This is a genomic window from Halioglobus maricola (assembly GCF_009388985.1).
GTDB classification, from domain to species: Bacteria; Pseudomonadota; Gammaproteobacteria; order Pseudomonadales; family Halieaceae; genus Halioglobus; species Halioglobus maricola.
The window spans coordinates 1,393,587-1,417,086 of record NZ_CP036422.1; the positions used below are offsets into that span (position 1 = coordinate 1,393,587).

19 protein-coding genes are annotated in these 23,500 nt (G+C 57.3%); 8 read left to right on the plus strand and 11 right to left on the minus strand.

What is annotated here, in order from left to right:
* Window position 1 precedes the first annotated feature (1 nt).
* From EY643_RS06285 to EY643_RS06310, 6 genes are all read left to right on the plus strand, one after another.
* Window positions 2-787, plus strand: coding sequence for an enoyl-CoA hydratase/isomerase family protein (locus EY643_RS06285; RefSeq protein ID WP_152661394.1), 786 nt, complete (start codon window positions 2-4; stop codon window positions 785-787).
* Between the two features lie 84 nt (window positions 788-871).
* On the plus strand, window positions 872-2,734 hold the full coding sequence (locus EY643_RS06290) for a DUF3604 domain-containing protein (RefSeq protein WP_152661395.1): 1,863 nt from the start codon (window positions 872-874) through the stop codon (window positions 2,732-2,734).
* A 71-nt stretch (window positions 2,735-2,805) separates the two neighbouring features.
* A complete protein-coding gene (locus EY643_RS06295) occupies window positions 2,806-3,741 on the plus strand; it encodes an MBL fold metallo-hydrolase (RefSeq protein ID WP_152661396.1) in 936 nt (311 codons plus the stop codon).
* Complete coding sequence (locus EY643_RS06300; protein WP_152661397.1) at window positions 3,738-4,490, plus strand: alpha/beta fold hydrolase; 753 nt, start codon at window positions 3,738-3,740, stop codon at window positions 4,488-4,490. The genes EY643_RS06295 and EY643_RS06300 overlap by 4 nt, the downstream gene beginning before the upstream one ends.
* 1 nt (window position 4,491) lies before the next feature.
* Window positions 4,492-6,357, plus strand: coding sequence for a TIGR00341 family protein (locus EY643_RS06305; RefSeq protein WP_152661398.1), 1,866 nt, complete (start codon window positions 4,492-4,494; stop codon window positions 6,355-6,357).
* Window positions 6,358-6,361: 4 nt separating this feature from the next.
* Window positions 6,362-7,027, plus strand: coding sequence for a hypothetical protein (locus EY643_RS06310; protein WP_170287301.1), 666 nt, complete (start codon window positions 6,362-6,364; stop codon window positions 7,025-7,027).
* A gap of 8 nt (window positions 7,028-7,035) precedes the next feature.
* Here the strand turns inward: EY643_RS06310 and EY643_RS06315 are convergent, their stop codons facing one another.
* Together EY643_RS06315 and EY643_RS06320 are read right to left on the minus strand one after the other, a co-directional pair.
* A complete protein-coding gene (locus EY643_RS06315; RefSeq protein WP_152661399.1) occupies window positions 7,036-8,520 on the minus strand; it encodes a flavin-containing monooxygenase in 1,485 nt (494 codons plus the stop codon).
* 68 nt (window positions 8,521-8,588) lie between these two features.
* A complete protein-coding gene (locus EY643_RS06320; protein WP_152661400.1) occupies window positions 8,589-9,167 on the minus strand; it encodes an HdeD family acid-resistance protein in 579 nt (192 codons plus the stop codon).
* Window positions 9,168-9,312: 145 nt separating this feature from the next.
* Here EY643_RS06320 and EY643_RS06325 point away from each other — a divergent pair, with 145 nt between their 5' ends.
* The gene (locus tag EY643_RS06325) at window positions 9,313-9,699 is read left to right on the plus strand and encodes a hypothetical protein (protein ID WP_152661401.1); all 387 of its coding nucleotides are present in this window, start codon (window positions 9,313-9,315) and stop codon (window positions 9,697-9,699) included.
* A gap of 9 nt (window positions 9,700-9,708) precedes the next feature.
* Here EY643_RS06325 and EY643_RS06330 read toward each other — a convergent pair whose 3' ends face one another.
* A complete protein-coding gene (locus EY643_RS06330; protein WP_205743165.1) occupies window positions 9,709-10,221 on the minus strand; it encodes a hypothetical protein in 513 nt (170 codons plus the stop codon).
* A gap of 93 nt (window positions 10,222-10,314) precedes the next feature.
* On the opposite strand from EY643_RS06330, the gene EY643_RS06335 reads away from it, so the two are divergent.
* Entirely contained in the window at window positions 10,315-10,890 is a 576-nt protein-coding gene (locus tag EY643_RS06335) for a nuclear transport factor 2 family protein (RefSeq protein ID WP_152661403.1), read from the plus strand.
* On the opposite strand, the gene rapA is transcribed toward EY643_RS06335, so the two are convergent.
* From rapA to EY643_RS06375, 8 genes are all read right to left on the minus strand, one after another.
* A complete protein-coding gene (rapA, locus tag EY643_RS06340; RefSeq protein ID WP_152661404.1) occupies window positions 10,887-13,649 on the minus strand; it encodes an RNA polymerase-associated protein RapA in 2,763 nt (920 codons plus the stop codon). The genes EY643_RS06335 and rapA overlap by 4 nt on opposite strands.
* A gap of 19 nt (window positions 13,650-13,668) precedes the next feature.
* Window positions 13,669-14,481 carry a TatD family hydrolase gene (locus EY643_RS06345; RefSeq protein ID WP_152661405.1) on the minus strand — a complete coding sequence of 271 codons (813 nt, stop codon included), beginning with the start codon at window positions 14,479-14,481 and terminating at the stop codon, window positions 13,669-13,671.
* 20 nt (window positions 14,482-14,501) lie between these two features.
* On the minus strand, window positions 14,502-15,416 hold the full coding sequence (locus tag EY643_RS06350) for a LysR family transcriptional regulator (RefSeq protein WP_240732843.1): 915 nt from the start codon (window positions 15,414-15,416) through the stop codon (window positions 14,502-14,504).
* A 257-nt stretch (window positions 15,417-15,673) separates the two neighbouring features.
* Window positions 15,674-16,372, minus strand: a complete 699-nt coding sequence (locus EY643_RS06355) for a LutC/YkgG family protein (protein WP_152661407.1) — start codon at window positions 16,370-16,372, stop codon at window positions 15,674-15,676.
* Window positions 16,365-17,783: a LutB/LldF family L-lactate oxidation iron-sulfur protein gene (locus tag EY643_RS06360; RefSeq protein WP_152661408.1), complete on the minus strand. Its 1,419-nt coding sequence runs from the start codon at window positions 17,781-17,783 to the stop codon at window positions 16,365-16,367. The genes EY643_RS06355 and EY643_RS06360 overlap by 8 nt, the downstream gene beginning before the upstream one ends.
* Window positions 17,784-18,554: a (Fe-S)-binding protein gene (locus EY643_RS06365; RefSeq protein ID WP_152661409.1), complete on the minus strand. Its 771-nt coding sequence runs from the start codon at window positions 18,552-18,554 to the stop codon at window positions 17,784-17,786.
* A 74-nt stretch (window positions 18,555-18,628) separates the two neighbouring features.
* On the minus strand, window positions 18,629-21,730 hold the full coding sequence (locus EY643_RS06370) for an NHL repeat-containing protein (RefSeq protein ID WP_152661410.1): 3,102 nt from the start codon (window positions 21,728-21,730) through the stop codon (window positions 18,629-18,631).
* A gap of 85 nt (window positions 21,731-21,815) precedes the next feature.
* The gene (locus EY643_RS06375) at window positions 21,816-23,366 is read right to left on the minus strand and encodes a peptide MFS transporter (RefSeq protein WP_152661411.1); all 1,551 of its coding nucleotides are present in this window, start codon (window positions 23,364-23,366) and stop codon (window positions 21,816-21,818) included.
* Window positions 23,367-23,500: the final 134 nt, after the last annotated feature.

A 23,500-nucleotide genomic window follows, 5' to 3' on the forward strand; every position in this document is an offset into this window, starting at 1 on the left:
TATGAGTAATTATGAAGCGGTAACCGTAGAGCGAATGGGTGAAGTGGCAGTTGTCTCCTTCAGCCGCCCCGAAGCACTCAACTCTTTCAATGCGGCTCAACGACGGGATATTCTTCTCGCTGCTCGCGAAGTGAATAATGATGACAGCATTCGCGTGGTTGTGCTGGCTGGTGCAGGCCGCGGTTTTGGGGCAGGTGCGGACCTTTCCGAAATCCCTGACGACCCAAACTGGCGAGTAGACGACCAACTAAACCTTGAGTACCGGCCGGTTATGTTGGAGATCTATCGCGCGCCCAAACCCTGGATTAGTGCAGTGCAAGGCCCCGCAGCCGGCGTTTCCAGTGCCTTTGCCATGGTGTGCGACCTCACGGTGATGGCAGAGAATGCTTATATTTATCAGGCATTCACTGCGATCAGCCTGGTCCCGGATGGCGGTGCGACCTGGCATCTGGTGCGAACGCTTGGGCGTAAACGAGCCTACGAGCTTATCGCCACCGGTGAAAAGCTCGGCGCCGAGAGGTGTCTGGAATGGGGTCTGTGTAATCGTGTGGTTCCGACCGATGAACTTATGGACAGTGCTATCGCCTGGGCTCAGGAACTGGCTGCGAAGGCGCCGCTGTCGCTGCGCTATGCCAAGCAGGCTGTTGTGCAGGCCACGGAAGCGAATCTTGGTCAGACAATTTCTGACGAAGCGGAGCTTCAGCTCATTTGCCTGGCGAGCGAAGACGCCAAGGAAGGCACCATGGCCTTTTTTGAAAAGCGTACTCCTGAGTGGAAGGGCAAATAGCCCTTGCACCTTGGCAGCGGCCTCGGGTCGCTGCCTGAACAAAGCGTGTTAATATCTCGCTCGGGACAATAATGAGAGCGAGCTATGCGCCAACTACTTCCTGCCGTCGCCTTGATAGCGGCAACATCTGTTTCTGCCAGTGACAAGCAATTGCTGTGGGGCGATACGCACCTGCATACCCACAACTCCTTTGACGCGATAACGATAGGCAATCGTACTATCGGTCCCGCCGAGGCCTATCGCTATGCCAAAGGTGAGCCAGTGGTGCATCCGTATCATCGTGCGCGAGTTCAAATCGGTGAACCTCTGGATTTTCTGGTCGTGTCCGACCACGCTGAGTATCTGGGCACTATCCGCTACGTGTATGAAAATGGAGTTCCCACTGATGATCTGGGGATCGTCGACACACTTTATGCCTGGCTGTCGTCAGCAGTGGTTAACTTTGGAATCAGTACGAAGTACGGCCCCCTTGTGTTTGGCTCGCGCCTGCCCAAGTCCGAGGATCCCAAGATTGCCGGAGAGCGCGTTATTGAGGAGGGCATGCCGATGGGAGGGCTACCTCCCATGCCGGATGTCGAACGCTCGGTGTGGAAAGAAATTACCGATGCCGCAGATGAAGCCAACGCCCCGGGCGACTTTACGGCTCTGATCGGATGGGAATGGAGCTCCAATGCCGGTGGCGTGAACATGCATCGCATTGTCATCACTGATTCAGGCGCCCCAGAGGCCCAGCAATACCAGCCCTTCAGTTTTCTCAACAGCCCGTTCCCGGAGGACCTGTGGGCGTGGTTGAATGACACCAGCGCCAGTACTGGCGCCGACTTTATCGCGATTCCTCATAATTCGAACATTTCCAAGGGCTATATGTTCGATAAGAAAACGCTGCGCGGCGAAGACTTTACACCAGAATACATCGCACTCCGTGCGAAATGGGAGACTGTCACAGAGACAACCCAGATCAAGGGCGATTCCGAGACCCATCCGGAACTGTCACCTGACGATGAGTTTGCCGATTTCGAAACCTTCGATTTCTATATCCAGCAGGACGAGAGCCCTTACGTGGTGTCGCCTGGAGACTATGTGCGCTCTGCCTTGCGCGCTGGGCTGGAATTGCAGCAGGAGTTCGGCAGTAATCCCTTCCAGTTTGGCATGATTGGTTCTTCCGATGCACATTCCGGTCTTGCCGGCGCTGAGGAAGACAATTTTCATGGCAAGTTTGCCGCAGACAGTACACCTGAGTCCAAGCAGGGGCTGGTCGATGCGGGCGAGCGAAGAACACCGACAGGCTGGGATATGTCCGCGTCGGGTCTGGCGGCGGTGTGGGCTGAGGATAATACTCGTGAATCCATTATGCGGGCGCTCAAGCGTCGCGAGGTGTATGCGACCAGCGGCCCTCGCATTGCTGTGCGATTCTTTGCGGGATATGACTATGCCGAGGATATCTTTGAAAGCGCCGAGTTTTATTCGACTGCCGCAGCGAGCGGTGTCCCTATGGGTAGCGAACTGGCATCACAGGCAGAGACCTCGCCAGAGTTTCTGTTAGTTGCAGAAAAAGAGGCTGATGGCGCCAACCTCGATCGGATGCAGATTGTCAAAGGCTGGGTAGATTCCGATGGACGCAGCCATGAGCAGGTTTACAACGTTGCCTGGTCAGGGGAGCGCACACTTGAGGAAAACGGTCAACTGGCCCCCGTGGGCGATACAGTTAACCTTAGTAATGCCACTTACAGTAATACCATCGGCACCGAGCGCCTGCAGGTACGATGGCAGGACCCGGACTTTGAAGCGGGGCAGGAAGCATTCTATTATGCGCGAGTCCTGCAAATACCAACTCCCCGGCATGCCTTGTTTGATGCAGTTGCGATGGGTAAACCGTTGCCAGAGGGTACCGAGGCGACGCTGCAGGACCGAGCTTATACCTCGCCAATCTGGTATCGCCCAGAATAGTCTTGCACTGCTGATAGACCTGAGAGCCCCATTGCGCGAGAATCAAGACTGAGCTTGTGGGAGAGGGCCCTATGACAGCATCACTGGTCGCCGAGCTTGGCGACGGGATTTCCAGCATTGATGCGCTATATCTGCGCCCAGGCCTGGTGAGTTTTTATCTGTTGGAGCACAACGGTGAGTGTGCAGTTATCGATACTGGCACTGTGCACAGCGTACCCATACTCGAGAGTCACCTGGCTGCACGGGGTATAGCTGCAGAGCAAGTCCGTTACATCATTCCCACCCATGTACATCTTGATCACGCCGGCGGTGCCGGTGCCATGATGCAGCGTTTTCCTGACGCCACCTTGTTGGTTCATCCACAGGGTGCTCGACACCTTATCGATCCGGCAAAGCTGATCGCCGGTTCTATTGCTGTGTATGGCGAGGAGCTTTTTGCCGAACTATACGGTGATGTGATACCGGTGTCTGCCGAGAGAGTGATAGCCGTGGAGGACGGGCAAAGCTTCAGCGTTGGCGGACGGCCGCTGCTGTTTCGCCATACACCAGGACACGCTGATCACCATTTTTGCGTTTGGGATGAGCAAACTCGAGGTTGGTTTGCCGGTGATATGTTCGGAATCTGCTATCGTGAGTTTCGTTTACCCGGTGGCAATTTCTGCATGCTGTCCACAACACCCACCCAGTTTCGGCCGGATGCCATGCGCGACTCGCTGCGGCTTCTCGGGGCAGCCCAGCCCAAGCGGATTTTCCTCAATCACTATGGTGGTATCGATTACAGCGATGCTCAGCTAGCAACACTGCTCGATCAAGTTGATGGCTATGTCGATATCGCGGCGCGTTGCGAGGGCGACGCGACGGCCATGGAAGAAGCCATCATGGACTTTTCTCTCGCGACAGTGCTGGCGCAAAATCCACAATTGGACCCAGAGGCAGTGCGCGAGGGTTTTCGTTTCGACGCCCAGTTGAATGCCCAGGGCCTGGCAGTATGGCGGGCGCGCCAATGAGCGTACTTACGTGTAAAGACGGCGCCACCATCGCCTATGAACATAGTGCCGGGGGTGGCCCGGGTGTTGTGTTCCTCAGTGGTTTCAATTCGAATATGCAGGGCGACAAGGCACTGTTCCTCGATGAATGGTGCCGAAATCAGGGAAGACAGTTCACGCGCTTTGATTATTTCGGCCACGGCCAATCCAGCGGTGATTTTGTTGATGGAACGATCGGGCGCTGGATAGATGATGCATTAGCCGTAATCGACGAGGTTACTGAAGGCCCACAGCTATTGGTCGGTTCATCGATGGGGGGCTGGCTGATGCTGCAGGTGGCACTGGCCAGGTCTGAGAGAGTGCTGGCGTTGGTCGGTATCGCTGCCGCACCCGATTTTACTGATGCACTGGCGCAGGGCGGGCTCTCGCCAGACCAGATGTTGCAGATGGAGCTATCCGGCCAGTGCGCAATCGAAAATTGTTATGACGATGGTGAGCCATATCACATTAGTAAACAACTACTGGAGGAGGGAGCCGAGCACTGCCTGTTGACCCGATCAGAGATAGCTATCGATGTGCCTGTTCGGCTCATTCACGGCCAGTGCGATGACGATGTGCCCTGGGAACGCTCGCTGACACTTGCCAGCAGCCTGGTTTCTCAAGACGTGGAAGTGCAGTTGGTGAAGTGTGGCGACCACCGCCTCTCGCGGCCAGAAGATCTGGCTCGCTTGCAGCGTACCCTGGCAGCCCTGCTAGAGCAGGTGTCCTGATATGGCTGAGCTCGGCTACCTTGTGCACGACTCCACCCTCGATGAACGCGCTGAGACCTGGGCCGCCGGGCTTGAATTTGTTCCCTGGAGTGATCGCGAATCGGTGCCTGCGGGGGCGACGCTATTGTTGTGGCTCGGGGACGAGCAAATTCGGGATCTGGCGCACCTCGCGCTGGAGCGAGAGTGGACGGTGGCAGCGCTACCTCACCCCGATGCTCACGAAGCCTGTGTCACGATGGGTGTGAAAGGTGAGCCAGCGGATCTGGTGAAGCATTATCACGCGGTGGAACCAGTTCTTGCTGACGCGCTTACCTGTAATGGTGAATTGGTGTTTTCTTCCGTCGTAATAGGGCGGGTGTTGTCCCTTCGGCCCTGGGATATTAACAGCAAGCAGACAGCCTGGAGTTTCTTTCGCGGTGCGATTAAAGGCCTGGGGCAGCTTTCTCTCAATTCTTTCAAACTCATAACAGCCAAGGAGCAGGAAATTAGTCTGGCCGCGCTGGGAATGGTAGCGGTTACCCAGACCCGAAGCTCTATGGTGGGCAAGCGCTTCGACGAGAGTCCGGGTATGAATGATGGCCGGGCTTCTCTGGTGGTGCTGGCGCCACGCAGTATCTTGAGCTATCTGTGGTTTTTACTGAGATTGGTCCTGCCCGGTAGAATCCAGTTTTCGAACCTGCCTTCGTTTCTCGGTCTAATCCAGAGCACGTCAGTGCATTTGGAGGCACAGGGCGGTATTGAATATCTTCTGGATGGTAAGCCTGTGCACGGTGCGGCGATTGAGCTCTGTGTTCATGAGAACAAGATGAGAGTGTTGCCTGGCCCATCCGTGACACCGAGGGAAGATCAGCCATCCAAAGCTTCGCGAGAAACCCTGCGCCTGAACCACGTGCCTGTGGACGATGCCGCCAGAGCCATGCTCGGCAAAAACCTGCCGCTATTCAATCATGCCAGCGAGAGCGAGTATCGCGATCTCTTTGTATCATTGCGGGAGAACGCGAGCGCGAGTTCATCCTTCCAGGTGCTGATGATTCTCAGCGTCATGTTGGCGCTCACTGGTCTTTACGCAAATTCGGCGCCCGTCATTATTGGCGCAATGATTCTCGCGCCGTTGATGGCACCTATCATTTCCCTCGCCATGGGGCTGGCTCGCTCCGAAGCCACGCTGATTCGGGGGCCTCTCAAGACACTCGCTATAGGTGTGGCCTGGGGGCTTGGCTGTGGCGTGCTCCTCGCGTGGATAATGCCCTTCGATATCGCCACGCCCGAGATGAAGGCGCGGATGTCGCCGACGCTATTGGATTTGATGATTGCGGTGATATCGGGTGTGGCCGGCGCCTATGCGCACGCCAAGGAAGAGATTGCAAAGAGTCTCGCAGGTGTGGCGATTGCCGTGGCATTGGTGCCTCCGCTCAGTGTTGCCGGTATTGGTCTCGGCTGGGGTGACTGGCACATGGCCACCGGCGCACTGCTGTTGCTCACGACTAACCTTGTAGGCATTGCTGTGGCGGCGAGTATTACCTTCCTCGTGCTTGGCTTCGCGCCTTTTCAGCGCGCCCAAAAGGGGCTTGTGGCATCGCTGTTTCTGATCGCCTTGATAAGTGCTCCGCTATATATTGCCTACGACCATCTGGTAGAGCGGAGTCGCATTGAAGAAAGAGTGCCAGTGGGCGAATTGCAATTGTTGGAGCGGAGGGTATTCGTGGCGCGCGATCGGGTTGTGCTCGGCGATCCTCCTGTGATTTCTGTCGTTGTCAGTTCGCGTGAACCACTCCAGAGTCGGCACGTTGACGCGCTCAAGGAGATTGTTTCTCGCAGTGTAGAGCGGGACATAGAGTTGGAGGCGCAGCTGCATATTCGCCGCTAATACGATGCGTTATCTGTTTCTGTCACTGATCTTGTTGCTTTCTGGCTGTGGCAGCTACGACGTCAAAAATCTGGCGAAGTCAGATATCGACCTCGTTGCTGACGAGTTTATCGACGAGACACGGCGGCTGGTGCGAGAGCTCACGGTCAAGCTCTACAAACGTAATCCCGCCGAGTTGCGCAAGACACCCGGTATGACGGCCGAGCAGCGTTTGGCGCAGTTACTCAGCCAGCCTGGAGAGTTGAAATTTATCGAGTTGGGCGAGCGTCAGGGCATTGATGCCATGGAACTTGTGTTCAATCCACACTTCGATGGCGACCGGGTCTTTGCCTTGATTGTCGGCTTGGGAGGGATGCTGCGCCATGCCTATGGTTACAACGACGAGCTATTTCTGTTCGATTCACTGGACGCTGAGCTTCTCTGGACAAGCGCCCACAATGTGGAAGTGCTGGCCTGGAAGTTGCGCGAAAACCGCCGTGCCAATGGCGAGCCCTGGCTGATTACTAGTGAATACAAGGGTGAGATTGACAATCTCAGTTTTGAACGCCTGTTTGGAAAGCTGATTGTGCTACAGGAAATGATGGCGCGTATTGATAGCGATGCCAATGATCGGCGTGTCACCAAGGTGGTACACACGGCCGGTTCGGTGTTTATACCACTGCCTATCTAGCTGCCTGCTTAACTGCGCGGGTAAACCCTGAAGTCTCCAATCGCCAGGCGGCGATGGTCCTTCATAAATGTGCTGGCACTGTAGGGGTATAGCGTATCGTTCTCTCCTTGTTCGTTAACATACCAGCTGCTGCAGGATCCGCCTCCCCACACGGTTTCGTCGAGTGCACTGCGAATGTCATCGACATATTTTTGGCAGGCACTTTCACTCGGTTCGATCAGCTGGTCCTGCCCCGTTAATTCTATGGCCTCGAGGATCAGCTGGAGTTGTGCTTCGATAACACCGACGACCGATGTGGTCCCAAAGCCGGTGTTGGGGCCGGTGGTCATATAGAAATTGGGTAGGCCGGGAACAAACCCGCCTTTGTATGCGCTTGGACGGCCGCTCTGCCATCGTTCTGCCAGCGATTTTCCTGCAGTGTCGATGACTTCCACTGCCACCAAGTGCTTCTCCATATCAAACCCCGTGGCGTAGACGATGATATCTACTGCCTGTTTCTCGCCATTGGCTGTGACAATGCCGTCCGCTTCAATACGATCTATGCCGTCGGTGATTAACGTCACATTGTCGCGATTAATGGCGTTATAGAAGTTGTCTGCAATAAGAATCCGCTTACAACCCATCGGGTAGTCCGGGACCATGCGTTCCGAGAGTTCCTGGTCGTTCACACTTGTGCGGATATGCGTTTTTATTTTTCCTTCCAGCAGGTTTCGCCAGCGGCTTTCCCGCTTTGTTTTTACCACCGGAAAGAGCAAGTAGTCACCTCGTAAGAAGATGATCTTGCGGTAGAGCCAGTTGGTGAGAGGGAGCGCTGAAAACAATTTTTTCACCCATTCCGGGTACTCGATGTCATTGCGCGGTGCTATGTAGTTCGGCGTCCGTTGGTAGACGTTTACCTTGGCTGAAATTTTCGCCAGTTCCGGGACTAACTGGATCGCACTCGCGGCTGAGCCTATAACCGCAACCTTCTTGTCTGCAAAGTCTACACTGTGGTTCCACTCGGCGGAGTGCATGGTGGGGCCATTGAATGTGTCTCGCCCTGCGATATCCGGAAAAGACGGAACATGGAGTCCTCCGGTGGCGAAGATAACGTGCCGTGACCACTCGATCTCTCCATCCGTGAAAGTCGTGCGCCACAGCCCGTCGACGAAAGCATGCTGCTGAATTTCCCGCTCCAGATGGATGTTACCCATGATGGCGTATTTTTCTGCACAGCGCTCTATGTAGGCCTGAATTTCCTTTTGTGGTGAAAATTTTCGCGACCAGTTCGGGTTGGGCTCGAAGGAATAGCAATAAAGATGTGACTGAATATCACAGGCAGCACCAGGGTAGGTGTTGTGCCACCACGTGCCACCGATGCCGGCAGCCTTGTCGAATATCTTGAAATTCTCGATGCCAGCCTGACGCAATTTGATTCCGGCGCAAATTCCGCCGAAACCTGCTCCTACGATCAATACGTCAAGAATTTGAAGTGGGCTGTCTGCCTGACTCATTGTCGGCTCCTGTCATGGTAGCCGACATTCTAGCTGGGGTCCGATGTGACTTTAAACCCTGTCAGGGGTTAAGTTTCGGTAACGCTGCTGATTTCCTTGTCGATCGCCTTTGCTGCGCTGCGCGTGACCGCGCCCAGCACGATCATCGTCCAGCCCGCAAGCAGCAGGCGAATACCGACCATCAGGCCCACCAGCCACGCAGCCGAACTGGGAAACTGGTTGTAGATCATGACCCCAAGAATGATACCTACGCCGCCATTGACGATCATCCAGCCGGCTCCAGGTGCGGGGCGCCAGCGAATCCCATGCACAATGGCGAAGACGCCGTCGATAAAAAACCAGACCGCCAGAAACAGGGTGATCGTCGCTAATCCAGCACCGGGCTGACTAATCAGCGTCGTGCCACAGATACCAGCCAACAGGCCGAACACGAAGCGCAATACACCACTGCCGAACGAGTCAGATTGGAAGGCGAATACAATCTGTGCAATTGCTGTGATGATCAGGACCAGGCCCAGGGTGATTGTGATGGCTACGCCAGTTGCCAGCGGCATCGCGATGGCAATTAGCCCCATGATTACGACGGCGATACCCATCCAGGTGGCTGTTCTTGTTCCCGTTTTTGACGCTTCTGTTGCTATGCCCATAAACCTTTGCTCCAAGTGAAACGATTAGTCGTGCATGCTGATACTGTCAATCGATCCAGCATACCTAAACGGTGTTAAGCTTGATACAGATTTAAAAGAGTAGTGATAGAGCAGAAGTAGAGCTCACGTGAGGGTGAAGCACAAGATGACAACGAAAAAGCACTTGCAGCTGTTGGCCTACAGCTTTTTCACCTGGCTTACGTTCTATCTGATTGGCTTGCCCGAGTATTATCAGCAGTGGTGGGACTGGGCCAAGGTGCTGGTCGTGATTCTGGCAACTCTCGTTTACTTTCCCGTTAGCCGCTACACGCTGTGTAAATTCTGGGACGATGGCCGACATCTGGCGAATGCTCGATGGCTGGCGCTGTACCTGACCCTGCCCTTATTCGTGTACGACTATCTTTTGTTGGCCGTTTACAAGGATCTGGGTATCGGCTTCGTCGTACCCTACTGGTACCTGACGTTTTTCTATTTTTCGTTCTGGGTACAGATCCCCTATGTCGGCTGGAAGCTGCAGCAGGAAACTCGATAAAGAGACGGCCTACACCCGGAAGCGCCTTGCATACGCGGCGGCTTTGATACCCAGCCAATAGCCTGCGTAGCCCACGAACAGCATCATCCAGGCGTCGCGCGATTCGGACAGCCAGTAGGCGGGCCACGCGATAGCCCAAACGAAATTCATGATAGATTCGATGAACAATTCGAGGATCAGCTGGAACAGGCCGCTGGGGCTGAAATCAAATACAATGTTTGCAAGCCCCTGCAGGAAGTTGACGACATCGTCGAACTCAATATAGAGCCAGGTATACAGCGCCACCACGCCATAGAAACCACCGCCAAAACGAAACCACCGCTCCATTACCGGGTCCAACTCGGTTCGCTGCTTTTTGTCTTTCCGGGCTTTGCTCAGGGCATCAATATTGAGTTGCAGTTCCTTCACTGAATTGCCGCTCAGCCAACCCCGATGCATTGCCCAGGAAATAAGTCCAAAACTCAAGAGGAAGAGCGGCAGGCCGGCCGTAAGGATAGCTGTCAGAAAATTGGAAAGACTCATACGGGCAGTGTAATCGGCATTGTGCGTGAGGGTATAGTGTATGCTAACTTGGGCTTTCGTAAACGTGCCGTAAAACCACTGTGAGATGTCTTGATGTCCTGCCTGTATGCTCGCCTCGCGCTGCCACTCTTATTGCTGATCATTGGTTTGCCCGCCTTCGCGGGTGGGGCCAACAATGTCCTCGATGCATTCCATCGCGCGGCCGCGGAAGCTGACCTCGATACATATTTTTCGTTGCTGACGGAGGAGGTTGTTTTTCTCGGCACAGACGGCACTGAACGCTGGCAGGGGGATGAGTTTCGTGAGTTTGCCCGGCCGCATTTTGAATCGGGGCGGGGTTGGGAATACCGGCCACTGTCGCGCAATGTGGCATATTCCGAAGATGGCGATATTGCCTGGTTCGACGAGGCTCTGGAACATGACAAACTGGGGCATTGTCGCAGCAGTGGTGTGCTGCAACGAGTCGATGGGCAGTGGAAAGTTGCCCAGTACAACCTCAGCGTGCCGGTGCCAAATGGACTGGTGCTCTCAGTGGTAGAGCAGATTCAGGCGGTAGATACAGACGCAGTTGCCGCACCAGAGCCGGCTGCAATAGCGGAGGAGCCAGCGGAGAAGCGCGCCTCGTGCCGCAAGAAGCGGCACAAGACGAACAAGCCTGCAGGCTGCTAGGTGGTAATGATCAGTCGCAGGGCCTGCAGCTGCAGGTTGGCGTGCGCGATGTGGATTGCGCACTCTTCAATACGATAACGCAGGTTCTCCAGTTCTTCCTCACGAATCGAGGGATTGACCTCACGCAGCGCTTCCAATCGCGCCAGTTCCGCGCCGAGTTCACTGCGCATCAGATTTTCAGCGTCCGTTAAAACTTCCTTGAGTCGCACCTCGGCCTGCGCTTTGGCCAGGCTCATCTTCGCATCCACTTCGCGGTGTACCTGCTTGATGATGGCGAGCGCGGTCGGCTTCTTCACTTTTTCTACCAGCGAGTTCAGACGCTCGTGGGGTACCAGGTTCGCTAACTCCTTGCCACGCGCATCCACCAGCAAGCGCATGGGCGTCAACGGTAAGAAACGCTCAACCTGCAACGATTTCGGGGCGACACAGTTCACGGTAAACAGGGCTTCCAGCAGCATGGTGCCGGCTGCCACGCCCTTGAGTTTGATTGTGCCCAGAGCGGCATTGCCCAATTCGGTTGAATGCACCATGTCCATTGCTTCATGGATCATGGGGTGTTCCCAGGTGACGAACTCCATGTCTTCCCGCGCCAGTGCTTTATCTCGGCTGAAGGTCACGGTCGTTCCCTCGTCGCCTACATAGGGAAAGTGGCCGGTGAGCATGTGTTCCGATGGGCGCAGGATCAGGGTTTGCTCTGAGTGGAATTCCTGGTCGACGCCAAAGGCCTCGCACAGTGCTTCCAGGTAGTTCTCGAGAGTGTCGCCACTTTCCAGCCCTTCGATTTCGTTGATCAGGGCGTCCGCCACATCCCGGCGACAGGAGTTGCGTTCAATCAGTCGGTCGCGACCTTCTCGCAGCTCTTCGCGGGTGCGATGGGTGAAGTCTGCTGAGTCGACCAGAAGCGTATCAAACGCCTCTGTGCGCGTCTTGAGTTGCTCCACAAGCCGGTCGCGGAACGTTTCGAGAATCATAGTGCCGGCGCTGCAGCTGTCGCGGAACAAATCCAGCCCGCGGTCATACCAGTCCAGCAGCGTTTCCTGGGGTGTGCCCTCAAGGTAGGGTACGTGGATTTCCACATCGTGTTGCTGGCCAATCCGGTCCAGGCGACCGATGCGCTGTTCCAACAGGTCGGGGTTCATTGGCAGGTCAAACAGGATGAGATGGCGGGAGAACTGAAAGTTCCGACCTTCACTGCCGATCTCGGAACATACCAGAGTCTGCGCGCCATTGGTTTCGTCCGCGAAATAGGCAGCGGCGCGATCTCGCTCAATGATAGAGAGGCCTTCATAAAACGCAGAGGAGCGAATGCCTGCTCGCATATGCAGATAATGCTCCAGGGCTACTGCTGTGGTGGCATGGGCGCAGATCACCAGCACTTTTTCGGGGCGAAGTTCTTTCAGTGTCTTGACCAGCCACTCGACGCGCGGGTCGAAATCCAACCAGCTATCATCGTAGTAGGGCAGCTCTGGGTGCAGGCGCTCGATGAGGTCGACCTGCGCATGTGCATATTCCTCGGGCACAGGCAGTGGGTGGCGATGCAGTATGCGTTGGGGGAAGCCCTCAACTGCGGCACGCGTATTTCTGAACAGGACCCTGCCAGTGCCGTGACGGTCGAGCAATTGGTTGACCAGTTCTCCTGCCGGGAGAGAACGGTCGAGGTCGGCGGGCAAGTCCTCGGGTACAGTGCCGGCTTCCAGAGCGTCTGCCATCGCGCTCATCTGCCGATACTCCAGCTCCTGTTCCTTGAATGCTTCGAGATCGTGGAAACGCGATGGATCCAGCAGCCTGAGGCGGGCAAAGTGGCTCGCCTGGCCGATCTGTTCGGGCGTTGCGGTGAGCAGCAGCAGGCCGGGTGAGACCTGCGACAGCGATTCGACAAAGCGATAGTCTTCGCCGGGCTCGTCCTCTGACCAGTGCAGGTGATGGGCTTCATCGACCACGACCAGGTCCCAGCCCGCGTCCAGCGCCAGTTGTTGCAGGTGATCGTTCGCTTCGAACATCTCCATCGAGCACAGCACGAGCTGCTCTGCCTCGAAGGGATTTCCCTCGTCCATTTGCGCCAATCGATCGATATCGAACAGGGCAAAGTGGAGGTTGAAGCGGCGCAGCATTTCGACCAGCCACTGGTGCATCAGACTGGGGGGCAGAAGCACGAGGACGCGGCTGGCACGCCCGGTGAGCAACTGCTGATGAATGATCATGCCTGCTTCGATGGTTTTACCCAGGCCCACCTCGTCGGCGAGCAGTACACGCGGGGCGTGGCGCTGGCCCACTTCATTGGCAATGTACAGCTGGTGATGGAGTAAGCTGGTACGCGATCCCATGAGGCCGCTGGCCGGGCTTCTCTGCAGACGGTCAGTGTGCTCCAACGTCGCGACGCGCAGGGCGAAGTCGCTGTTCTTGTCGAAGTGACCGTTGAGCAAGCGCTGCTGTGGTGTGGTGAGCTGGACGAAGGCGTCCAGTTCCAGTTCAGATACCGCGATCTGTTCCTCGTGGTGATCGGTACCGGTATACATGAGCAGGCCATGCTGTTCATGTACGTCGGTTACCACGAGTTCCACACCTTCGACGGTATTAATGTGGTCGCCGACCTTGAATCGCAGCCTTGTCAGGGGCGCGTTCTCGATCGCGTAAGTGCGCTCCTCGCCGACGGCGGGAAAGCTGAGGGTGATGCGGCGCGGTTCAACTTCGACCACCACGCCAAGGCCGAGCTGGGCGTCAGCATGACTGACCCAGCGCTGTCCAATGAGGTATTCCATCAACTACTCTTGAAGGCCATCAATTACGAGTGAAAAAAAGTGCCTCACTATTACGGTAGACCTGTCTCAGCAGTTCTTCCACCTCGATCTGCATTGTGGCAGCCACCTGTTCGGCGATAAAGGGGAGGTAGAAGGGTGCATTTGGCCTGCCGCGGTAGGGCACAGGGGTTAAATAGGGGGCGTCAGTTTCCAGTAGGGCCTGTTCGACAGGCGTGGCAGCGATGACGTCGCGAACATTGTCGGCGCGATTGAACGTGGCGATACCATTAAAACCCAGCATGAAGCCTTCGCCCAGACAGTACTCCGCCAGGGCCATGCCGGAGGTGAAGCTGTGGATCACCCCTTTGCGTGGCAGACAGTCACTGAAGTTGGCCAGGATCGCTTGAGTATCCTCGTCTGCCTCGCGGGTGTGAATCACCACGGGCAGGTCGGTATCGGCGGCGATCTGGAGCTGCTGCTCAAAGACTTTGCGCTGGGTCGCGCGGTCGGCGTGGTCATAGTGATAGTCGAGGCCAATTTCGCCCACGGCCAGGATGCGGTCGTCGGCGACATGCTCGCGAACTTCGGCCTCGACCTCAGCGTTGTAGTGCTCGGCTTCGTGCGGATGAATACCCTGAGTGCCCCAGATGTCGGGGGCATGACGGGTCAGCGTGCGGACCTTGGCCAGATTGTCTGGGGAGACTGCGATGGTGATGATTCTTTCGACGCCTACCTGACGGGCTTTTTCGAGGGTGCTGTCGAGCTCCTCGCCCTCCAGATAGTCAAGGTGGCAGTGGGTCTCGATAATCGGCGTCTGAAAAAGTGGGATTTCCCGGCGCTTCTTTTTGCTCATAATTTCGCTGTCTGGTGCTATCAGGTACTGCCTGCGGCCACGCGTTGACGAAGCTTCTGAGGCTGGGTTGGGCGCAGGTCGCGGATGGTACAGGTGATCTGTTCCCATAGCCAGTTGTGCATGAGAGAGTTTGCGGTGCGGTTGTGGCTGACCAGCACATAATCCACCGAAAGGTCGCCGGCATCGGGGAACGGCTGGGCAGCAATCCCCTGGCTTACGCTCTCATTCTGCAGCAAGAATGCGGGGCCCGGCATCAGGTAGTCTGTGTTGCGCAGTACCTCCATCGCGGTCATCAGGTGAGAGATCTCCAGCGATCCGCGGGAACGCTGGCGAGCCTCCTCAAGGCTCGATGTGATCGGCGCAACATCCAACTGCTCCCGGTCCGAGATATAGAGTCGAATGGTGGGGTATTGCTGAATGTCCTGAGTGCTGACCGGGCCACTGGAAAGGGGGTGGTCGGACCGCATCAGCAAAACTGGCGGGCTCCCACCCAGATCGGCAAGGCGAAAGTCAGAACCGTACTGGCTCTGGCGAATGTGGATGGCGAAGTCGAGATTGCCCAGGGCCAGCTGTTCCAGCTGGTTTTCAACGCGGGTGACGATTCGCAGGTGGAGCAACGGTGCCTGGGCCTGCAAGCGTGCCGCCAGGATCGGAAGCAGGGTCACGCCGATGTACTCAGAGACGGCGAGGGTAACTTCGGTATCGCAATCGGCAGGATTGAAATGGGTGTTACTCACCAGATTGCTGATGCCGGCGAGAACCTCGGTGAGCCCCTGGTTCAGTTCTATCGCCCTGGGTGTTGGCTGCATGCCGTGGCTAGTGCGGGTGAAAAGAGGGTCGTCAAACAGGTTTCTTAGCCGGGAAAGCGTTTTACTCATGGCCGGCTGGGTAATGTGGAGTCGCTCAGCCGCTCGCGAAACATTCTTCTCCTCCATTAAAACTTGCAAGGATATCAATAGGTTAAGATCAATTTTGGCGAGCTCGCGAGTATCCATAGCGCCTGATATAATTTCAATTCATGTTATTCATAATAATAATACATTGGATACATATCACAAGCAGGTCTAATCTGGGTGCAACTCGAAACACAGAGCCCCAAATGCCGGGGCTGACAGCGGCAAGTCCGCTGCCGATGGCAACCCATCCAGGTCCAACAAGAGTTATTTTCGAACCCGCCGCTTGGCGGGTTTTTTTATGCCCCGGCGAGGCGCTGGGCTTCCTGCAGCGAATCTTCGGGAATGTCGCCCATCACCACAATATGTAATCCGCGTGGGCCGTGGGCACCATACACCAGTGTGGCTTCGACATCGGCGGTACTAGAGGGGCCGGCGATGCAATTGATGCCTCTGGGTCGCGTGCCCTGCTCCAACTCGGGAGAAAGCTCTTTCCAGAGTGCATCCAGGTCGGGAATGATATTCCCCGCATCCAGTAACAGCACATGCTGTTCCGGTAAAAAACTATTGGGCGCCGGATTCTGCTTGCCCGTGAGGGTGACAACCGCGCCTGTCTCAGCGACGCCCCAGCGGCCATAACCCAGTGCAACAGGCTCGCCGGGTTCCAGTTCACCGAAGCGCGGCAGAACACCGCCGTCTCGCCATGGCATAGCGGCCAGTTGCGGTGCATTGCTGGCGACCAACCGGTGGCTGCGGTGATGTTCATAGAGATACTGGCCCACAGCCTTTACCGCCGCGGTTCGGTCCGCCGCCAGAGCGACAGTTGCCTGATTCTTGAGCAGGCGCGCCATAAAGGCCACGGCAAGGTTTTCGTGCAGGAGGGGCGCGGTGGGCGCCGTGCCAAAACTGGCTAGCTCGCGCTCGATGTCGACGCCTTTGCTCCCGGCACTCGCACCGCGTACCCGGGCCATGATTCTGGAGCGGCTTTCACTACTCATCACCACGACTCCTGGCTTTGTACTGTTTCATGAAGGTGTCGCCCTGTGGCGCGGGGAAATCGCGCACTTGGGTCCAGCCGCTGGCCAGTGGCAAGCGTTTGAAGACTCCCTTTTTCTTTCCCAGCCTGGCCATGACGCCAACGCCAAGGTCCACGAAAAATCGATACAGCGTGGGACGTGCCGCAAGGAAAGCGTGCAGGCGCAGGCCGCCGCGCCAACTGCGTGGGGTGATTTTTTGTTGACTCTGTTCGTGACGCAGGTCGCGCAATAGGTCCGGCAGTGGAATGTCAGAGGGACACACTTCAGCACAGCGGCCGCAACTGGTGCAGGCGTTGGGCAGCGCTTCTGCCTCCTCCAGGGAAGATAGCAGTGGAGTGAGTACCGAACCCATCGGCCCTGTATAGACAGCGCCGTAGCTGTGCCCCCCAACAGAGGTGAAAATCGGGCAGTGATTGAGGCATGCGCCACAACGGATGCACTGCAGCATTTCCTTGTAGTCACTGGCGAGGATGTCGGAACGTTTGTTGTCCAGGAGGACAAAGTGGGTTTCCAGTGGCCCGTCGGTGTCTCCTTCGCGCCGTGGTCCTGAGTAGAAACTGGTATAGCAGGTCTGAGGTTGACCGGTTGCGGAGCGCACTAGCAAGCGTTGCACAGCTGCGGCGTCTTCTCCGCGAGGCAGGATTCGGTCCAGGGTGGTGCACACGATCAGTATGGACGGCAGGTTGGCACACAGATCGCCATTGCCCTCGTTGGTGACGAGCATGGAATAGCCGGTTTCGGCAATAAGGGCATTGGAACCAATAATACCCACGTCCGCCTTTAAAAAGGTCTCGCGCAGCATCTGGCGGGCTTCGCTTACGAGGGCCGGGATGTCCTCCAGTTCGCGCTCACCCAGCGGGTGCTTGTCGAAGAACAAGTCGCGAATATCGCTTTGCGACTTGTGCAGTGCCGGGCCGACGATATGGCTGGGTGTTTCGCCCGCCAGCTGGATGATGTACTCGCCGAGGTCGGTTTCGACAACATCGAGGCCTCCCCGCTGCAGATAGTCATTCAGCCCGGTTTCTTCGGTCACCATCGACTTGCCTTTGGCGACCAGGCGCGCGCTGTGCTGCTGGCAGATATCCAGCACGATCGAATTCAGCTCGGCGCCGGTGTCGGCGAAATGCACCTGGTTGCCGTTGTTAGTGGCTTCCAATTCAAAACGCGCGAGATAGTAGTCCAGGTTGTCGAGGGTGTGCTGGCGAATGCGTTTGTTGTGTTGGCGCAGTGCCTCAAATTCACCCAGTTCGTCCATCGCCGCATCGCGTAGCAGTGGCATGAAAAGGCCCAGCATATCGCGACGCTTTACTTGCTCCGTCTTTTCCAGCGCGTCTTCAGACAAGGCATAGAACTGATCGCTGTGCTGTTCCATTTAGCCTTCCCGCTCGCCGATGGCGGGTCCGTATAGATCCCCGCTGAGAATTTCAGCGACGTGGCGCACTTCAATATCAAGGCCTTCGCGGCGCGCACGACCGGCGATGTTGAGCAGGCAGCCTAGATCACCGCCCGTGAGAATTGCCGCGTTTGTTGCGCTCGCGTTGCGCAATTTGTCGTCGGCCATCTTGGCCGAAATGTCGGGCATTTTGGCGCAAAAAGTACCACCGAAGCCGCAGCAGACATCGCTCTGCTGCATTTCAGTGACATCAACCCCACACAGTGATTTGAGGAGCTGGCGCGGTTGCTCCTTTATGCCCAGTTCGCGCAGACCAGCACAGCTGTCGTGATAGGTGAGGGGGGGGAGTTGAGTGGGGTGAGCAGGTGGCGTATCCAGTTTAACTACATCGGTTAGAAAGCTGGTCAGCTCCCAGGTTTTCTCTGCGAGCGCCAGGGCCCGCTCGCGCCATTCGCCTGTAAGTAATTTGGGATAGTGGTGGACGATCATGCCTGCGCAGGAGCCGGAGGGGGCTACCACGTACTCAGCGTGCTCGAATAATTCGATGGTTCTTTTGGCCACGGGTATCGTGCTTTCGTACTCGCCGCTGTTGTAGCCGGGTTGGCCACAGCAGGTTTGCTCGACGGGCACGGAGACCTCGCAACCGGCGTGCTCGAGCAGACGAATAGTGGCGAAGGCAACGGACGGCCGCATCAGGTCTGCGAGGCAGGTGACAAACAGGGAAACTTGCGGCGCGGTACTGTGGTTCATGTGTTGGCCTGGTGCCCCCCAAAGATTAGCGACCAGTATATCTGATTAACACGCAGTGGGTAGCGTCGGACAGTCTAGAAACTGCCGGCGACCAGGACCACCAGGGCCGCCAGCAGGGAAACAGCGCAGGCGACGCCCCCGACGGCGAGCGGATGGCGAACCTCGAGCAACTTGATCAGCGCAGTTTTGCGGTCGACCCGCGCGCCGTGGCGGGCCAGTGGGTAAATCAGTTCGCGTACCTGCTCCGGGTTCAGATTGGGCACGAGTGCCGTGCCGGTGAACACCACCACGTCATCTATCATCAGGAAGGGGCCGCGGTAGTGGATGCGAGCCCCGTGAGCAAGGTGATACATATCCCGGTGGTCAACGAGTGCCAGGGTGTCCTCCACACGACCGGCATGGCCGCTCTCGCCACGCCCATATAGCAGTAGGCCAATAGCGGGACCGGACAGTGCGAGGATGGCCGCCAGAGCCTGGTGCGCGCTAGCGTCGAGCCCAGCGATCAGCAGCAGCACCGCGATACAGATTAAACCGTAGCCTAGCCCAGTGCGAAGCAGGTCTCGTCGGCGGTCTTCCACCGGATCTACCCAGACAATATGCTCGCTGTATTGGTCGAGTGGTTCTGCGCCGCTAGCAGGGCGATTGACATAAACCAAACTGCGTAGGTACTGATGGCAGGTGTACGTCAACGCACCGACTACCGCAACCAGGCACAACGAGAAGACAGTCGCCCAGATCGCACCGCTGATCGTCTCACTGCGATGCTGTTCGGCGATGAATTCAGTCAGCAGGTCTGATTCGTAATTTACCTCGGCCAGGCCTGTACTGCTGAAGCGCAACACCTCGGTGGTCCCTGGGTGGAATAGCAGTATTTTCTGCCCCCAGCGAGTGAGATGGCCGGAAGTCAGTGTTGCTGGTACTGCAAGTTCCCGCAGGTATTTCCAGTCGCTATCGAACAGGTAGAGCCCGCCACTGGCCGTTTCCGGATTGCGCAGGCTGACCCACCAGTATTCACCGGAGCGAATGAAGTCGTGAACCTGGGTCTGAGATTCTTCCAGTGCACGGGGCGGGAGGAGTAAAACTTCATCCAGCTGCCTGCCAAAGGCGTCATCTTCATAGCGAAGCACGCTCACTGCCGGGCCCTCGGCGCTGCCTGCGAAGAGCAAGCCCATCTCCAGCCGCAGTGCTGGCGAGGGCGCAAAGGCGCGTTCTGTGCGCGACAGAATCTCACCAGTGGGATCAAGTTTGAGCAATTCACCGGTGCCGGCCGTCGCGACAAACATCTGACCGCTGAGATCGTGGATGACCACGTTATCCGGTGCGCTGGCCAATACTCCTTTGGGGAGTGCTTTGCATTTCTCTGTCGCTAGGTCGCAGGACCAAAGGCCAGCTCCCGTGGTGTCCTCGCTGGCCGTCTTCGTCTCGATTGCCGAGCCCCAAACCAGCAGCTTGCCATCGGGACCAAAGCCGAGGCTGCGGGTGTCTGCAGCGAGCCCCAGGTCGAGGAAGGACAGCGTATTTTTGCCTGTGCCTGAGCGGTCGTGAATAAGCAGTTGTCCCGCTGCCTCCACGAGCAGTGTGCCGGTGGGAGCGGCGACAATCCGCGACGGTCCGGAAACTGTTTCGGTGGGGTCGAGACTGATATAACGGCCAGTAAGCAGCAGGGTAGCTGCAAGTATTGTCGCGGCGATTGCGAGTGTCCGCTTAAGGCTGTCGCGAGCTACGGTTGCGCGGCTGCGCACTTCGGCGCTGTTGCGAAAAGGATGGGTGCGGTAGTCGTTGGGTGCGCCAGACTGGCGTTTGCGGGAGGGCCCGCTGCCGAGTTTTTCACGGCGGGGTAGTTCCATCGCGGAGCGTACGGCGGCCGATTTTACTTTCAGGCCTTTTTGGGTGGACAGCTCTGCTGCACCTCGGGCCAGCGCCTGCTCCTCAAGGCGCTTGCGCTCAGCTTCGCGCTCTTGCTCCAGTGCCAATTCTCTGGCTTTGTGCGCTTCCTGTTCTTCTTTGAGGCGCGCTTTCTCAGCTTCTCGAGCTACACGCTCAGCTTCCTGTGCCGCTCGCCGCGCTGCGGCCTCGCGCTGTCTGCGGGCGGATTCTTCAGCGCGCTTGCGCTCGATTCTCTCCTGTTCCTGTCGCTTGATTTCCGCCGCTTTGGCGGCGGCCTCGGCCTCTGCTTCTTGCCGCAGGCGTAGCTCGGCAGCATCCTTTTCTCGCTGCAGGGCAAGTTGCCTGGCGCGCTCTCTTTCTGCCGCTTCCCGCTCTGCTTTTTTCTTCGCAGCGAGTTCCTGCTCATTCTTTTTCTGAGCCTCTCGCTCAGCGCGCTGCCTCGCGGCTTTGGCTTCCCGATCTGCTTTCTCTTGCCGACGCTGTGATTCTTCTTGCGCGCGGCGCTCTGCAGCCTCCGCCTTGCGTTTCGCCTCCGCTTCAGCCTTGGTTTTGCGTGCGGCTTCCCGAGCAGCCTTCTTGCGTGCCGATTCCTCGGCTTTCAGCCTAGCGCGCTCTTCGGCCTCTGCCTGTTTGCGTTGTACTTCTTCGGCTTTACGCTGAGCGGTCGCCTCGGCCTCAGCGCGGCGGCGAGCGGTTTCCTCCGCGTCTTTTTGGGCGCGTGCCTCGGCTTGCTCTTGCCTGCGGCGTTCTTCTTCCGTCCGCAGAATCGCCTGTTTTTCGCGTTCTTTCTGTCGGCGGGCTGCCTGCGCCAGTTGCTCGCGCTCGCGCTCCAGCTGACGCGCTTTCCACTCGCTTTCCTGTGCTTCGCGGCGTTCCCGCTGCTGGCGTTGACGACTGCTCTCGAGTTTGCGTTCGCGTTCTTTGGTGGCCCTTAGCTGGGCTTCTTGCTCAGCCTCCTGCCGGGCCTGTTCCCACTTTGCTCGCTTAGCCAGTTTTTCTTTTTCGGCTTGCTCTTGATGGGCGCGCTGGGTCTCGGTTTCGGTGGCAATGCCGGTAGCATCGATTTTGCGGAGTTCGGCCTCAACACCGAGCTTACGCAGTTTGGCGTAGTACTCGGCGGCAACCTTGCGCTCGATATTGCGGCGAAGAACGATCGTTTCGCCGGAGAAAAAGCGCTCGAGTTGCTCCGGTTCCCGGATGTCGAACATTTTGGCGAAGCGAGCCTTGACCGTCTCCGGATCGCGGCCCGGCAGAATCTCGCCCCAGAACGTGAGGTTGAATTTATTCACCTCGCGTCGCCCACTCCTGTGTTATGTCTGGATAAAGGGGCAATGTACGGCGTGCAGTGCCCCTTTGCCAAGCGCGAAGTTACGTTTAGTGCACTCCGTGCATCAGGCGCCTGAGGATAGGGGAGGCGAGGAACAGCAGCAGGGCGACGCCAAGGCCCACCCACAGCAGATCGTTAAACAGGCTGGAGTAGCTGGCCAGGGCAGCGCCGATGTCAGTCACACCGCCATCGACGGTCTCTATTGCGGCCAGTTTGGCCAATTGAGCCGCTACGAATTCTGAGTAGGCTGTGGCGAGGAACCACGCTCCCATCATCACGCCCACTACACTGGGCACAGACAGCTTGGTCACGGCCGATAGCCCTACCGGCGACAGGCATAGTTCTCCGGTGGTGTGCAGCAGGTAGGCCAGCACCATCCACCAGGCGGCCACAAGGCCCGCGTCATCCGGATTGGCAGCGCCCCAGACCAGTGCGCCGAAACCCAGCCCGGCCTGCGCGATACCCAGGGCAAATTTGACCGGCGTTGACGGTTCCAGGCCGCGCCTGTCCAGTGCCGTCCAAAGCCAGGCGAAGAAGGGGGCCAGCGTCATGATGAAGAAGGCATTAAGAGCGCCGAATTGTGAGGCGGTGAATTCGATGCCGAACAGGGTGCGATCCATTACCCGGTCTGCAAAGAGAGTCATGGACGCAGCGGCCTGCTCGAACAGTGCCCAGAACACAACGGTCGACATCGTCAGCACAATCAGGGCAATCATTCTGCCGCGTTCAACGCTGTTACAGCGGGTGGTGATGAACCAGGCCAGGCCAGCCAGCACAGCAATTGAGAGCACGTTCAGCGTAATACCGACAGCGCCATGAAATTGCAGCATCTGCCAGGCGGCGAAAACGCCGAGCAGGGAGATCAGGTAGATGCTCCATTCCTTGCTGATGCCGATGGGAGATTTTTCCTGAAGCGCGTCAGGGTTGGCGGGTTCGGCGTGGCCGTGGAGGTGTTTCTGGCCAGTGATAAACGTCACCAGGCCGACCAGCATGCCGATGCCTGCAGCGCCGAAGCCATAGGCCCAGCCATAAGTCTCACCGAGATAGCCACACAGCAGGGTGGCGGCAAATGAACCGATGTTGATGCCCATGTAGAAGATGGTGAAACCGGAATCCCGTCGATGGTCATCTTCGCTGTAGAGGCGGCCGACGATAGTGGATATGTTGGGCTTGAGGAAACCCACGCCCATGACGATTAAGGCCAGGGAGAAATAGAACACTTGCAGCGCGCCTTCGTCGCGCACCACCACGCCTTCCACGTAGCGGGCCTGTTCGCCCTCTACGGCCATACCCAGGTGGCCCGCGACCAGCAGTAGCCCGCCGAAAATAACGGCTTTACGCATCCCGAGATAACGGTCGGCCAGCAGGCCGCCGATGACTGGCATTGCATACACCAGGGCTGCGTAGCTACCGAGTACTTCCAGGCCATTTGCGTCTGAGAAAAGGTGATATTTTGTGAGGTAAAGCAACAGCAGGTATTTCATGCCATAGAAGGAGAAACGCTCCCACAGCTCGGTGGCGAAGCATACAAACAGGCCTCGGGGGTGGCCGAAAAATCCTGTGTCCTGAGCCGAAGCCGCGGCGCTGTCGCTGGTCATTGAGTGTCCTTGTTGTGGGTGGCCTTCGCAGGCGTTGGCTAATAGACGAATGAGGGCGGCAATACCGCAACAGCCTGTGCGCGCTCACGGAATTGTCAGTATGATAACTCTCCGCCGCACACAATGGAGAATTC

Coding starts and splice junctions, on each gene's coding strand:
- EY643_RS06285 (WP_152661394.1), top strand. CDS start 2: ATGAGTAATTATGAAGCGGTAACCGTAGAGCGAATGGGTGAAGTGGCA.
- EY643_RS06290 (WP_152661395.1), top strand. CDS start 872: ATGCGCCAACTACTTCCTGCCGTCGCCTTGATAGCGGCAACATCTGTT.
- EY643_RS06295 (WP_152661396.1), top strand. CDS start 2,806: ATGACAGCATCACTGGTCGCCGAGCTTGGCGACGGGATTTCCAGCATT.
- EY643_RS06300 (WP_152661397.1), top strand. CDS start 3,738: ATGAGCGTACTTACGTGTAAAGACGGCGCCACCATCGCCTATGAACAT.
- EY643_RS06305 (WP_152661398.1), top strand. CDS start 4,492: ATGGCTGAGCTCGGCTACCTTGTGCACGACTCCACCCTCGATGAACGC.
- EY643_RS06310 (WP_170287301.1), top strand. CDS start 6,362: ATGCGTTATCTGTTTCTGTCACTGATCTTGTTGCTTTCTGGCTGTGGC.
- EY643_RS06315 (WP_152661399.1), bottom strand. CDS start 8,520: ATGAGTCAGGCAGACAGCCCACTTCAAATTCTTGACGTATTGATCGTA.
- EY643_RS06320 (WP_152661400.1), bottom strand. CDS start 9,167: ATGGGCATAGCAACAGAAGCGTCAAAAACGGGAACAAGAACAGCCACC.
- EY643_RS06325 (WP_152661401.1), top strand. CDS start 9,313: ATGACAACGAAAAAGCACTTGCAGCTGTTGGCCTACAGCTTTTTCACC.
- EY643_RS06330 (WP_205743165.1), bottom strand. CDS start 10,221: ATGAGTCTTTCCAATTTTCTGACAGCTATCCTTACGGCCGGCCTGCCG.
- EY643_RS06335 (WP_152661403.1), top strand. CDS start 10,315: ATGTCCTGCCTGTATGCTCGCCTCGCGCTGCCACTCTTATTGCTGATC.
- rapA (WP_152661404.1), bottom strand. CDS start 13,649: ATGGAATACCTCATTGGACAGCGCTGGGTCAGTCATGCTGACGCCCAG.
- EY643_RS06345 (WP_152661405.1), bottom strand. CDS start 14,481: ATGAGCAAAAAGAAGCGCCGGGAAATCCCACTTTTTCAGACGCCGATT.
- EY643_RS06350 (WP_240732843.1), bottom strand. CDS start 15,416: ATGGAGGAGAAGAATGTTTCGCGAGCGGCTGAGCGACTCCACATTACC.
- EY643_RS06355 (WP_152661407.1), bottom strand. CDS start 16,372: ATGAGTAGTGAAAGCCGCTCCAGAATCATGGCCCGGGTACGCGGTGCG.
- EY643_RS06360 (WP_152661408.1), bottom strand. CDS start 17,783: ATGGAACAGCACAGCGATCAGTTCTATGCCTTGTCTGAAGACGCGCTG.
- EY643_RS06365 (WP_152661409.1), bottom strand. CDS start 18,554: ATGAACCACAGTACCGCGCCGCAAGTTTCCCTGTTTGTCACCTGCCTC.
- EY643_RS06375 (WP_152661411.1), bottom strand. CDS start 23,366: ATGACCAGCGACAGCGCCGCGGCTTCGGCTCAGGACACAGGATTTTTC.